The organism is Alterirhizorhabdus solaris (genome assembly GCF_007785815.1).
Classification (GTDB): Bacteria; Pseudomonadota; Alphaproteobacteria; order Sphingomonadales; family Sphingomonadaceae; genus Alterirhizorhabdus; species Alterirhizorhabdus solaris.
On the sequence record NZ_VNIM01000112.1, the window covers coordinates 1 to 11855 of the forward strand.

The 11855-nt window shown below is 69.9% G+C and carries 12 protein-coding genes and 1 tRNA gene; 4 read left to right on the plus strand and 9 right to left on the minus strand.

Annotated features, from left to right (window positions below):
* Positions 1-704 (plus strand): ATP-dependent helicase C-terminal domain-containing protein (locus FOY91_RS18445; RefSeq protein WP_275266047.1); only part of this gene is annotated, 704 nt, incomplete at its 5' end.
* A 62-nt stretch (positions 705-766) separates the two neighbouring features.
* Positions 767-1210 carry a DUF3597 family protein gene (locus FOY91_RS18450; RefSeq protein WP_145155065.1) on the plus strand — a complete coding sequence of 148 codons (444 nt, stop codon included), beginning with the start codon at positions 767-769 and terminating at the stop codon, positions 1208-1210.
* A 31-nt stretch (positions 1211-1241) separates the two neighbouring features.
* Here FOY91_RS18450 and rlmB read toward each other — a convergent pair whose 3' ends face one another.
* A complete protein-coding gene (gene rlmB / locus FOY91_RS18455) occupies positions 1242-1982 on the minus strand; it encodes a 23S rRNA (guanosine(2251)-2'-O)-methyltransferase RlmB (RefSeq protein WP_145155067.1) in 741 nt (246 codons plus the stop codon).
* Between the two features lie 80 nt (positions 1983-2062).
* On the opposite strand from rlmB, the gene FOY91_RS18460 reads away from it, so the two are divergent.
* A tRNA-Tyr gene (locus tag FOY91_RS18460) sits at positions 2063-2148 on the plus strand.
* A gap of 64 nt (positions 2149-2212) precedes the next feature.
* Here the strand turns inward: FOY91_RS18460 and FOY91_RS18465 are convergent.
* The 7 genes from FOY91_RS18465 to FOY91_RS18495 all read right to left on the minus strand — a co-directional run bounded on the left by FOY91_RS18465 (position 2213) and on the right by FOY91_RS18495 (position 9364).
* The gene (locus FOY91_RS18465) at positions 2213-2452 is read right to left on the minus strand and encodes a hypothetical protein (protein ID WP_145155069.1); all 240 of its coding nucleotides are present in this window, start codon (positions 2450-2452) and stop codon (positions 2213-2215) included.
* Positions 2453-2476: 24 nt separating this feature from the next.
* Entirely contained in the window at positions 2477-4672 is a 2196-nt protein-coding gene (gene paoC, locus FOY91_RS18470; RefSeq protein WP_145155071.1) for an aldehyde oxidoreductase molybdenum-binding subunit PaoC, read from the minus strand.
* A 181-nt stretch (positions 4673-4853) separates the two neighbouring features.
* Positions 4854-5732: a formyltetrahydrofolate deformylase gene (gene purU / locus FOY91_RS18475; RefSeq protein WP_145155073.1), complete on the minus strand. Its 879-nt coding sequence runs from the start codon at positions 5730-5732 to the stop codon at positions 4854-4856.
* Between the two features lie 3 nt (positions 5733-5735).
* A complete protein-coding gene (gene argC / locus FOY91_RS18480; protein WP_145155075.1) occupies positions 5736-6677 on the minus strand; it encodes an N-acetyl-gamma-glutamyl-phosphate reductase in 942 nt (313 codons plus the stop codon).
* Positions 6674-7540, minus strand: a complete 867-nt coding sequence (locus FOY91_RS18485; RefSeq protein ID WP_145155077.1) for a C40 family peptidase — start codon at positions 7538-7540, stop codon at positions 6674-6676. The genes argC and FOY91_RS18485 overlap by 4 nt, the downstream gene beginning before the upstream one ends.
* On the minus strand, positions 7515-7844 hold the full coding sequence (locus FOY91_RS18490; protein ID WP_145155079.1) for a MarR family transcriptional regulator: 330 nt from the start codon (positions 7842-7844) through the stop codon (positions 7515-7517). Before FOY91_RS18490 ends, FOY91_RS18485 begins: the two co-directional genes overlap by 26 nt.
* Before the next feature lie 116 nt (positions 7845-7960).
* Complete coding sequence (locus tag FOY91_RS18495) at positions 7961-9364, minus strand: leucyl aminopeptidase family protein (RefSeq protein ID WP_145155081.1); 1404 nt, start codon at positions 9362-9364, stop codon at positions 7961-7963.
* A gap of 238 nt (positions 9365-9602) precedes the next feature.
* Between FOY91_RS18495 and FOY91_RS18500 the strand changes: the two genes are divergently transcribed.
* Positions 9603-10451 (plus strand): metallophosphoesterase, encoded by an 849-nt coding sequence (locus FOY91_RS18500; RefSeq protein ID WP_145155083.1) that lies wholly within the window; start codon positions 9603-9605, stop codon positions 10449-10451.
* A 24-nt stretch (positions 10452-10475) separates the two neighbouring features.
* On the opposite strand, the gene rimO is transcribed toward FOY91_RS18500, so the two are convergent.
* The gene (gene rimO, locus FOY91_RS18505) at positions 10476-11813 is read right to left on the minus strand and encodes a 30S ribosomal protein S12 methylthiotransferase RimO (protein ID WP_145155085.1); all 1338 of its coding nucleotides are present in this window, start codon (positions 11811-11813) and stop codon (positions 10476-10478) included.
* Positions 11814-11855: the final 42 nt, after the last annotated feature.

An 11855-nucleotide genomic window follows, 5' to 3' on the forward strand; every position in this document is an offset into this window, starting at 1 on the left:
ATCCGGCGACGGGCGGCGTGACGGCGCGGCGTGAGCGGCGGCTGGGCGCGGTGCGGCTGTCCGGCGGGCCGGACGATGCGCCCGATCCCGCCGCGATCGCCGGGGCGCTGCTGGCCGGCGTGCGGGCGGGCGGCGTCGGCCTGCTGCCGTGGCCAGCGGGCGCACGTGAGGCGCAGGCACGCGCCGCCTTCGCCGCCGCCCAAGGCGACGTGCCGGACCTGTCGGACGCCGCGCTGGCTGCCACGCTGGACGACTGGTTGCCGCCGCTGCTGGCGGGCCGGCGGCGGCTGGACCAGATCGATCCGGGGGCACTGGCGGGGGCACTGGACGCGCTGCTCGGCTGGGGCGGGCGGCAGGCGCTCGATCGGCCCGCCCCGCCGCGCTTCGCCTCCCCCGCCGGCAGCAGCCACGCGATCGACTATGCAGCGGAAGGCGGCCCGGCGGTGGAGTTGCGCCCGCAGGCGCTGTTCGGCCTTGCGACGCATCCGATGGTGGGCGGCGGGCGGGTGCCGCTGGTGTTGCGGCTCACCTCGCCCGCCGGCCGCCCGATCCAGACGACGCGCGACCTGCCCGGTTTCTGGGCGGGCAGCTGGGCGGCGGTGGCGAAGGAAATGCGCGGCCGCTATCCGCGCCACCCGTGGCCCGACGACCCCGCCGGCGCCGACCCGACGCTGCGGACCAAGAACGCCAGCGCACGACGCTGATCGTTTCGCGGGCAACCTTGAGGCGCGCGGGCGCGTTCGGGGTGGATTACAAGGAGACCACCATGAGCGTGTTCGCATCGATCTGGAAGAAACTGAACGACCCATGGGGGATCGCCGAGAAGAAGAAGGCGGTTGCCGCCCCTGCACCGGCACCCGCCGCAGCACCGGCCGCCCCCGCGGCACAGGCGCCGCATCCGGCCCCCGCCGCGCCCGTCGCTCAGCCTGCGGCAGCTGCCCCCGCCGCGCCGGTGGACGTGCACCAGATCCTGTCCGACATGGCCGCCAAGGCGCCCGGTGGTGGCGGCAACTGGAAGGTGTCGATCGTCGATCTGCTGTCGCTGCTCGGTCTCGACAGCAGCTTGGCTGCGCGCAAGGAACTGGCCGAGGAGCTCAACGTCCATGCCGGCGCGCACGGATCGGCCGAACAGAATATCGCGCTCTACAAGGCGGTGATGCGCCAGTTGCAGGCCAATGGCGGCAAGGTGCCGGCCAGCCTGCTCGATTGACCCGGGGCGGGGCGGCGCGATGCCGCCCCGTTCACCGTACCGAGGCGGCGTAGAGCGCGATGGCCGCCGCGTTCGAGACGTTCAGGCTTTCCACCTTCGGGCTGATCGGCAGCTTCGCCAGCTCGTCGCAATGCGATTCGGTATTCTGCCGCATTCCTTCGCCCTCGGCGCCCAGCACCAGCGCCAGCCGGCCGGTCCCCATCGCGGCGCCCAGCGTCTGCCCGGCGGCGCCTGTCAGCCCGATGCGCCAGAAACCGGCCTCGCCGATCTCGTCCAGCGCGCGCGCCAGGTTGACCACCCGCACCCACGGCACCTGTTCCAGCGCGCCGGAGGCCGAACGCGCCAGCGCCCCCGATTCGGGCGGGGAATGGCGATCCTGCGTCACGATGCCCAGCGCATCGAATGCGGCGGCCGATCGCAGCACCGCGCCGACATTGTGCGGATCGGTCACCTGATCGAGCACCAGCAGCGGGCGCTGGTCGTCACGGCCGGCCTCCAGCAGGTCGCCCAGCCACATGTCGGGCAGCGGATCGACCTCGATCACCAGCCCCTGATGCGGCGCGTCGCCCGGCACCAGCCGGCCGAGGTCGGCGGCATCGGCATAGGTGACGGGCAGGATCGACGGCAGGGCGAGCGCATCGACCGCCTCGTGCGTGCCCCACATCCGCCGTACGGTGCGGTTGGGGTTGGCCAGGGCGGCGATCACCGCGTGGCGTCCCCAGAAGCGGGGCCGGCCCGATGCCGGCATGGATGGTCTGTGGCCTTTTCGCATCCGGGCGCTTTATCCACGCCAGCCGTTGACAGGCAAGCGCCCATTCGCCATTGAGCCGCCTCGCTTCGGCGTAGGCGCCCGGACAGGTGGCCGAGTGGTTAAAGGCAGCAGACTGTAAATCTGCCCGTGCAAGCGTACGCTGGTTCGAATCCAGCCCTGTCCACCACCGCCCCCGCCGGGGCGGCAGCGATCGGCTCCGATGCCGTCCCTTTTCGGGAACACTTCCAGCGTCAGCCTCGGTCCGAGGCGATGTGCAGCGTCGCCACCTCGTTGCTTTCCGCCCACGCCAGCCCCTCGGCTTCCGCCGCCTCGTAGCTGTCGTAGGTCGGCCCGCCCACCATCGCGACCGACTCGTCCCCGCGCAGCGCAGCGCCGGTCAGGAAGAAGCGGCCGTCCGGGTTTTGCTCGATCGAGATGCAGTCGCTGTCGAGCGGGGCCGAGACGCCGGGATCGAGCCTGATGATGTCCATATCCGTACTCCTTGCGTAAGCGCCTCAGCCCGTCGCCGGCAAACGGTCGAGCAGCTTGTCGAGCGTCACCGGATAGTCGCGCACGCGTACGCCGGTGGCGTTGTGGACCGCGTTCGCCACGGCGGCGGCGACACCCGAGATGCCCAGTTCGCCCACGCCCTTGGCCTTCATTGGCGAAGCGACCGGATCGGTCTCGTCGAGGAAGATCACCTCCTGATGCGGGATGTCGGCGTGAACCGGCACCTCGTAACTGGCGAGGTCGTGGTTGACGAAGAAACCGCGTGTGCGGTCCACCACCAGTTCCTCGGTCAGCGCCGCGCCCGCGCCCATCGTCATGCCGCCGATGATCTGGCTGCGCGCCGCCTTGGGGTTCAGGATGCGCCCGGCCGCGCACACCGCCAGCATCCGCCGGATGCGGATCTCGCCGGTAAAGGTATCGACCGCCACCTCGCAGAAATGCGCGCCGAAAGTCTGCTGGGCGTAACGTTCGGCCAGATCGGCAAACTCGATCTCGTCCTCGCCGGTCAGCGCGCCGGCCGCCGCCGCGTCGGCCAGCGGCACGCGGCGGTTGCCGGCCGATACTTGCCCGTCATCGAACACCGCGTCGGTGGCGTTGAAGCCGAGCCGCTGCGCCACCGCCTCGCGCAGCTTCACGCAGGCGGCATAGACGCCGGCGGTGGAGCAGTTGGCCCCCCATTGCCCGCCCGAGCCGACCGAGACGGGAAAATCCGAATCGCCAAGCCGCACCGTCACCTGCGACAGCGGCACCCCCATCATCTCGGCGGCGGTCTGGCCGATGATCGTGTAGGTGCCGGTGCCGATGTCGGTCATGTCGGTTTCCACGACGACGCGCCCGTCCGCCTCCAGCCGCACCCGCGCGGCAGAGGTGCCGAGCGGCGCACCGCGGATGGCTGCGGCCATGCCGGTGCCGATCAGCCAGCGCCCCTCGCGCAGCGCCCCCGGCACGGTGCTGCGCGCGCTCCAGCCGAAGCGGTCCGCGCCGGTGCGCAGGCATTCCACCAGCGCCCGTTTCGAGAAGGTTCGTTCGGGCTTCTCCGGGTCGACCTGCGTGTCGTTGATGATGCGGAACTCGACCGGGTCGATCCCCAGTTTCTCCGCCATCTCGTCCATCGCCACTTCCAGCGCCATCATGCCCGGCGCCTCGCCCGGCGCGCGCAGGGCGCTCGCTTCGGGCAGGTCCAGCACCGCGCGGCGGTGGGTGACGAGGCGATGGGCGCCCGCGTACAGCAGCCGGGTCTGCTCGGCGGCGGTTTCGGTCATGCCGTCGGGCAGGTTGCCGGACCAGCTCTCGTGCGCGATCGCCGTCAGCGTGCCGTCCCGCTCCGCGCCCAGCCGGATACGCTGGATGGTGGCGGCGCGGTGGGTGGTATTGTTGAACATCAGCGGCCGCGCCTGCGCCACCTTCACCGCCCGCCCGGCAACGCGCGCGCCGAGCGAGGCAAGTACCGCATCCGCGCTCACCGTACCCTTGCCGCCGAAGCCGCCGCCGATGAACGATGCGACGATACGGATCTTCTCCTCCGGCATGTCCAGGATGTTGGCGAGATCGCGGCGGGACCAGGCGACGATCTGCACGGCGGCCCAGATCGTCAGCCGGTCGCCGTCCCACACCGCCACGGTGGCGTGCGGCTCCATCATCGCGTGGCTCTGGTCCGGCGTGGTATAGCGCTCGTCCAGCGTTACGGGTGCTGCGGCGAAGGCGGCGGCGAAGTCGCCCACGGTGACGTCGGGCTTGGTCCCGGGCGTCACCGCATCGCCAAGCGCGTCGGCCAGCTCGAAGGAGCCGTTCGCTTCCTCGTAATCGGCGCGGACGAGAGCGGCGGCCTCGCGCGCCTGCTCGAACGTCTCGGCTACCACCAGCGCGATCGCCTGATGATAATGCTGGATCTCCGGCCCGGCCAGCGGCCGCCCGACATAGAAGGCACCCTTGCCCAGCGGCCCGGCATTCTCGTGCGTCACGATCGCCAGCACGCCGGGGCAGGCCCGCGCCTCGTCCAGATGCAGCGCGGCGATGCGGCCCTTGGCGATCGCCGACCCCACGATCACGCCATAGGCCTGATCGGGCGCGACGTGATGGTGCTCATAGGCGTAGGTGGCGGTGCCGCTCGTCTTGAGGGGGCCGTCGATGCGATCGGTCGGGCGGCCGATCACCGCCAGACGGTCGATCGGGTTGGGGCCGGCGGGGGTATCGAACTTCATGGCCGCATCCTGCCGGCCGGATTGATCTGCCTGTCGGGGAAGGGGGTCATGCGCCTGCTCCTGCAACGCGGTTCGCGTCCGCCGCCCGGTGAATACGCGCGATGGCGGCCAATGGTGCCGGTCGCTTCGGCCGCTGCGGGATTATGCGGCGGGTGGCGACGAAACGGCGACCACCCGGGCGTCAGTCCCTGAACACCACCGTCTTGCCACCGTTCAGCAGCACGCGCCCGGCGAGATGGAAGGCCACCGCCCGCGCCAGCACCCGACGCTCGATATCCCGGCCCTTGCGGACGAGATCGTCCGGGCTGTCCTGATGGCTGATCCGCTCGACGTCCTGTTCGATGATCGGTCCCTCGTCGAGGTCGGCGGTCACGTAATGCGCCGTCGCGCCGATCAGCTTCACCCCGCGCGCATGGGCCTGATGATAGGGCTTGGCGCCCTTGAAGCCGGGCAGGAAGCTGTGATGGATATTGATGCAGCGCCCGGCGAGGAAGCCGGCGAGGTCGTCCGACAGGATCTGCATGTAACGCGCCAGCACGATCAGGTCCGCGCCCGTCTCCGTCACGATCGTCTTGATGCGTGCCTCCTGCTCGAGCTTCGTCTCGCGCGTGACGGGCAGGTGGTGGAAGTCGAGGCCGCGCAGGTCCGAGGTCGCGAACGAGCCGCGCGGGTGGTTGGAGACGATGCCCGCCACGTGCATCGCCAGCTCGCCGATCCGCCAGCGATAGAGCAGATCGGCGAGGCAGTGATCGAACTTCGAGACGAGGATAAGCACCCGCTGCCGCGCCGCGACCGGGCGGATCTCCCACCGCATCGCAAAGGCATCCCCCACCGGGGCGAAGCTCGCCTCCAGCGCGGGCAGCGCCTCGGCTGCCAGCGTGAAGGCGATGCGGGCGAAGAAGCCGCCCGTCTCGCCATCGTCGAACTGCTGCGCCTCGGTGATGTTGCCGCCGTGATCGAACAGCGCGCGCGCCACCTGCGCGACGATGCCCGGCCGGTCGGGGCAGGCCAGTGTCAGCAGGTGCGGCGTCGGCAGGGGCGGCGTGGCGGCGTCCGGCATCCGCTAGAGCCGCAGGCCCGCCGTCTCGCCGAGGCCGGTCATGAGGTTGAGGTTCTGCACCGCGGCCCCCGCGGCCCCCTTGCCCAAATTGTCCAGCGCGGCGACGAGGCGGATCTGCCCGTCGCGGGCGAAGGCGAACAGATCGAGCCGGTCGGTGCCGGCGCATTGCTCCAGCGTCAGGATCGATCCGGCCCCGGAATCGATCGGCGCGTCGATCCGCACCAGCGGGCTGTCGCGATAGGCATCGGCCCAGGCATCGCGGATCGCGGTGACGTCGCCGTTCAGCAGGTGCGCGTGCAGCGGCACTTCCACCAGCATGCCCCGATAGCTGCGCGCCACGGCGGGCATGAAGATGGGCGGGTGGGCGAGGCCGGCGTGCGTCTGCATCTCCGGCACATGCTTGTGACCGAGCGACAGCGCGTAGATGCGGAAGCCGGTCTCGGTCGCATCGGCCACCCCCGGTTGCTCGAACGCGGCGATCATCGCCTTGCCGCCGCCCGAATAGCCGGAGGTGGCGTTCACGCTCAGCGGCAGGTCGGCCGGCACGATCCCGGCGCGCACCAGCGGCGCCACCAGCGCGAGGAAGCCGGTGGGGTAGCAGCCGGGGTTCGACACGCGCGTCGCCGTCGCCAGTTCGGCCCGGCGGCCGGGGGCGACCTCGGCGAAGCCATAGGTCCACGTCGGGTCGGTGCGGTGCGCGGTGGAGGCGTCGATCACGCGCGTGGTGGTGTTCTCGATCAGCGACACCGCCTCGCGCGCGGCATCGTCGGGCAGGCACAGGATCACCGCGTCGGCGGCGTTCAGCGCCTCGGCCCGCGCGCCGGCATCCTTGCGGCGATCGTCGGGCAGGACCACGACATCCACGTCGGCGCGACCGGCCAGACGCTCGTGGATCTCGATGCCGGTCGTGCCGGCGCCGCCGTCGATGAATACCTTTACGCTCATGCGATCCTCCGCCGTGCGACGATTGCCGCGCCCCGCCCCGTCACCGTGTCGAGCGGTTCGATCGTCACCGCCATCCAGTGCGCGTTGGCATGGATCAGGCGGGTGTCGTCCACCATCATCCCGACATGGCCGGGAAACAGGATGATGTCGCCGCGCCGCAACGCCTCGCCCTCGCCGATCTCGCGGCCGAGCGACCGCTGCTGGTCGCTGTCGCGCGGGGCGGCGATGCCGGCGAGGCCGAGCGCACGCTGGACGAGGCCCGAGCAATCGACCCCGCCATCGCCCCGCCCGCCCCACAGATAGGGCGCGCCGACCAGCGTCTCGGCCACGGCCACCGGGTCGGCGACGGGCGTCTCGACCGGGGCAAGGTGGCGGGCATGGATGTAGCCGCCCGCCGTCGCGACGAACGCGCCCTCGGCAATGCCGTGCAGCCGGGCGCCGATCGTACGGGTGGCGATGACCGGCGCCTTGATGTCGGGGGTGGCGAACACGAGCGCGACCGGCGCCGTCACTACGTGCGTCGGCGCGACCAGCGGCCCGAGCATCTCCGCGCGGAGATATCCGACGTAGCAGTCATGCAGGCCGTAGCCCCACGCCCAGCCGACCGAGATATCGACGACGGCGAACGCCTCGCCCTGTACCAGTTGCGAGACGGCGACGGCATCGTCGTCAGGTGCCGCGCGCAGCATGGCGGCGGGCAGCGCGCAGGCGGAAACCTCGGGGGCGGAATAGTGCGGAGCAAACACGCGGTCCGCCAGGCCGATATCGGCGATGTCGCGCCGGACAGCGTGAATACGCGGATCGAGCACGACCGACGGCCCGACGAGGCGGAAGCGTTCAGCCGAGGGCGGCGCGGGGGGCACGTCGGCCGGGGTGCTCCGGTGCGTCGATGAGATGTCCGAAACCTGCAAGAAAATCCGCCCCACTGTCCGTCTGCGTGACGAAGATGTTCCGCCGATCGGACTCGTCCCGTTCGCGCCGCAGATAGCCGAGCGACCCCAGCGTATTCAAGGCGCGCGTGATGACCGGCTTGGAGACGCCGAGCAGGTGGGCCAACCCGCGCACTGTATGCGGCCCGGGTGTCAGATAGACAGCGAGCAGCAATGCCATCTGGCGGTTGGTGAGATCGGGCCGGCCGGACCTGACATAGCCGACCAGTGTCTCCATCCATGAAATCAAAGCGCGTGGGAGCACCGTCGAAGCCTCGCCATGTCACGGGTTTTGAAGCGTTTGCTTCCTAACCGTAACAACACGCGTGACGCCCCTTCGTTTCATCATGCCTGCTAATGAGTTACCGTGACGCCTCCGCCGAAGCGCGTTTCCAGCATCGCCCACGCCGCGCGCAGGCCCAGCGCGTCACCGCCCCGAGGACGACCGGGCCGGTCGGCCGGGCGCCAGGCGAAGGTGTCGAGATGCGCCCACGGCATGTCGGCCGGCACGAACTCCTTGAGGAACAGCGCAGCGGTGATCGCGCCGGCCAGCCCGCCCTCGCCGGAATTGTTGATGTCGGCGAGGGTCGATTTCAGCATGTCGCGATAGCCGGCCCACAGCGGCAGCCGCCACAACGGATCGCCCGTCGCCGTGCCGGCGCGCAGCAGGTCGTCGGCCAGCGCATCGTCGCTGGCGAACAGCGCCGGCAGATCCGGCCCCAGCGCCACACGCGCCGCGCCGGTGAGGGTGGCGAAATCGATCAGCAGTGCGGGCGTCTCCTCGGCGGCGCGGGTCAGCGCGTCGGCCAGCACCAGCCGTCCCTCGGCATCGGTATTGCCGATCTCCACCGACAGCCCCTGCCGGCTGCGCAGCACGTCGCCGGGGCGGAAGGCGTCGGCCGAGATGGCGTTTTCCACCGCCGGGATCAGCAGGTGCAGCCGCACCGGCAACCGCGCCTGCATCACCAGCCCGGCAAGCGCCAGCGCGTGCGCCGCGCCGCCCATGTCCTTCTTCATCAGCAACATGCCGGACGCCGGCTTGATATCCAGCCCGCCCGAATCGAAACACACGCCCTTGCCCACGATGGCGACCCGGGGATGCGCCGGATCGCCCCACGTCAGCTCGATCAGGCGCGGCGCGCGATCGCGCGTGGCGGCGCGGCCGACCGCGTGGATCATCGGATAGCCTTCCGCCAGCGCATCGCCCTGCACCACCGCGAAATTCGCCCCGCCGTCGTTGGCGACACGCTCGGCGGCGGCGGCCAGTTCGGCCGGCCCCATGTCGGCGGCGGGCGTATCGACCAGATCGCGCACCAGCGCCACCGCCCCGGCCAGCCGCACCGCCCCGTCGATCCCCGCCGCATCGGGCACGAGCAGCACCCGCTGCGGGATCGGCTCGGGCGCGCGCCGGTAGCGATCGAAGCGATGATGCGCGAGCAGCCAGCCGAGCGTCGCCGCGCCCGGATCGCCATCGGCGAGGCGGAACTGCCCCTCGGGCAATCGTGCGACGGCACCCGCCAGATCCCACGGCGTCGGCGTATCGGGCAGGCCGACCACGGCGGACCACTCCTCCGGCTTGCCCCCCGGCAGCAGCGCGAACTCACCCGCCTTGCCCCGGAACCGCGCGGCGGCGACGGTGGCGCGCACCCGCTCGGGCTGGCCGGCGAGCCATTCGTCGAACCCGCCGCCGCGCACCGTCTGGATCAGATGCGCGGGCTGGCCGCGATCGGGCTGGAGCAGGGAAGAAAAATCGGTCATGCGGCGCCCTGTCGGTTCGGTCCTGCTGGAATAGCGGACCGGGACAACGCATTCACGCGCGAAATGGGGGCGGGGCTATCCTTGCCCTTTGTGGGGCACGATCCGGGTCGTCAGCCGATAGGGTGCTGGCTGGAGAACGAGCGGGAGCCGCCTTCGTGGAGGTGTTCGCGATCGGTGATCGACTGCCATTCAATCCGCCGCCATTGCCGTGTACATCAGAAGTCGGCAATCAAGATGTATGACGTTCTCAAAGTTTCTCCTGCTCGCGTTGCTAATTGTCACCGGACTCGTCGGCTGGGCCTACTGGACGGCCATCTCCGATCCGGTCGTTCGTTTTGCCGAAGTCGAAATGCTGCCACCCGGAAGTTCGCAGAAACAGCTTCGCATCCTTCTACTCTCTGACATTCATGTCGCGGGGCCTGACATGTCTCCGCAACGGTTGGCCCGGATCGTTCGGCAGGCGAACGCCCAGAAGCCAGATGCGGTGCTGATCGCGGGAGACTTCGTGAGCGACAAGCAGTTCGCGACCGAACGCTTTTCCGTAGACGAGGCGGTTGTGCCACTTCGTGATCTGAAAAGTCGGTTTGGCACTTTCGCCGTGCTGGGCAATCACGATCATTGGCGCAACGCGGCGGCGACGCGCTCCGCCTTGCGGCGTGTGGGCATCACTGTGCTGGACAATAGTGCGGCACGCGCCGGTCCTATGGTGATAGGCGGTCTGGATGATGCTTTCACGCATCACGATGATCTGAGCATCACGTTGCGTGCGATGGCGAGCCTTGGCGGGGAGCCGGTCTTGCTGAGCCATAGCCCCGATCCATTCCCCCGCGTTCCGGCAGGAGTGAAGCTCATGCTGGCCGGACACACTCATTGTGGTCAGATCAGGCTGCCTGTCGTGGGGGCCATCTCTTACATGTCGGATTACGGTGACAAGTATGCATGCGGCGTTGTCGTCGAAGATGGCAAGACGCTCGTCGTCGGCGCGGGCTTGGGGACCAGCATCCTGCCGTTCCGGCTCGGCGCCGCGCCCGACATGTGGATCATCGCCGTCAGGAAGCGCAGTCGCTCGACAAGCAATCGGCTATAAGCACCCGCTACCGGGTGCCCCCCATCACCGCCCCGCCGGCACCCCGTACAGGTCATGCTCGTCGGCGTCCTCGATCGTCACCGGCACGATGTCGCCGACCGACAGGCCGTGGGCGTCGCGGAGGAAGACCTCGCCGTCGATCTCCGGGGCGTCGGCCTGGCTGCGGCCGGTGGCGCCGCCGTCCTCATCCACCGCGTCGATGATGACGGGCAGGGTGCGGCCCACCTTGGCGGCCAGCTTTTCCGCCGAGATGCGCGCGGTCAGCGCCATCAGGCGGGCGTAACGTTCCTCTTTCACTTCTTCCGGCACATGGCCGGGCAGGGCGTTGGCGGCGGCGCCCTCCACCGGCTCGAAGCGGAACGCGCCGACGCGGTCGAGCTGCGCTTCGTCGAGCCATTGCAGCAGATACTCGAAATCCGCCTCCGTCTCGCCGGGGAAGCCGACGACGAAGGTGGAGCGGATCGTGATGTCCGGGCAGATCGCCCGCCATTTCGCCAGCCGTTCGAGCACCTTGGCCTCGTTGGCCGGGCGCTTCATCGCCTTCAGCACGTTGGGCGCGGCGTGCTGGAACGGGATGTCGAGATAAGGCAACACCAGCCCCTCGGCCATCAGCGGGATTACCTGATCGACGTGGGGATAGGGATAGACGTAGTGCAGCCGCACCCATGCCCCCAGCTTGCCCAGTTCGCGCGCAAGGTCGGTCATGTGCGCGCGCACTTCCCCGCCACCTTTCAGCGGGTAGGTGGCGTGGCGCAGGTCCAGCCCATAGGCCGAGGTATCCTGACTGATGACGAGCAGCTCGCGCGTGCCTGCCGCGACCAGCTTCTCCGCCTCGCGCAGGATCGCATCGGGGCGGCGGCTGACGAGATCGCCGCGCAGCGCCGGGATGATGCAGAAGGAGCAGCGGTGGTTGCAGCCCTCGGAAATCTTCAGATAGCTGTAGTGGCGCGGCGTCAGCTTCAGGTCGCGTTCCGGCACCAGATCGAGGAACGCCGAGGGCGGCATCGGCGCTGCGGTATGCACCGCGCCGACGACTTCCTCATACTGGTGCGCCCCGGTGACGGCGAGCACCTGCGGAAAGCGCGCGCGGATCGCCTCGGCCTCCTTGCCCATGCAGCCGGTCACGATCACGCGGCCGTTCTCGGCGATGGCCTCGCCGATCGCCTCGAGGCTTTCCTCCTTGGCGCTGTCGAGGAAGCCGCAGGTGTTCACCAGCACCACGTCCGCCCCGGCATAGTCGGGCGACATGCGGTAGCCGTCGGCGCGCAGCTTCGTCAGGATCCGCTCGCTGTCGACGAGATTCTTCGGACAGCCGAGCGAGACCATGCCGACCTTCGGCGGGGTGGGGAGTATCGTTGCCATGGGAACGCGCGCCCATAGCGGATTTGCGGGGCGATGGCGAGG

Excerpts from the sequence above, each read along its gene's own strand:
- FOY91_RS18450 (WP_145155065.1), top strand. The coding sequence starts at position 767 with ATGAGCGTGTTCGCATCGATCTGGAAGAAACTGAACGACCCATGGGGG.
- rlmB (WP_145155067.1), bottom strand. The coding sequence starts at position 1,982 with ATGCGAAAAGGCCACAGACCATCCATGCCGGCATCGGGCCGGCCCCGC.
- FOY91_RS18465 (WP_145155069.1), bottom strand. The coding sequence starts at position 2,452 with ATGGACATCATCAGGCTCGATCCCGGCGTCTCGGCCCCGCTCGACAGC.
- paoC (WP_145155071.1), bottom strand. The coding sequence starts at position 4,672 with ATGAAGTTCGATACCCCCGCCGGCCCCAACCCGATCGACCGTCTGGCG.
- purU (WP_145155073.1), bottom strand. The coding sequence starts at position 5,732 with ATGCCGGACGCCGCCACGCCGCCCCTGCCGACGCCGCACCTGCTGACA.
- argC (WP_145155075.1), bottom strand. The coding sequence starts at position 6,677 with ATGAGCGTAAAGGTATTCATCGACGGCGGCGCCGGCACGACCGGCATC.
- FOY91_RS18490 (WP_145155079.1), bottom strand. The coding sequence starts at position 7,844 with ATGGAGACACTGGTCGGCTATGTCAGGTCCGGCCGGCCCGATCTCACC.
- FOY91_RS18495 (WP_145155081.1), bottom strand. The coding sequence starts at position 9,364 with ATGACCGATTTTTCTTCCCTGCTCCAGCCCGATCGCGGCCAGCCCGCG.
- FOY91_RS18500 (WP_145155083.1), top strand. The coding sequence starts at position 9,603 with ATGACGTTCTCAAAGTTTCTCCTGCTCGCGTTGCTAATTGTCACCGGA.
- rimO (WP_145155085.1), bottom strand. The coding sequence starts at position 11,813 with ATGGCAACGATACTCCCCACCCCGCCGAAGGTCGGCATGGTCTCGCTC.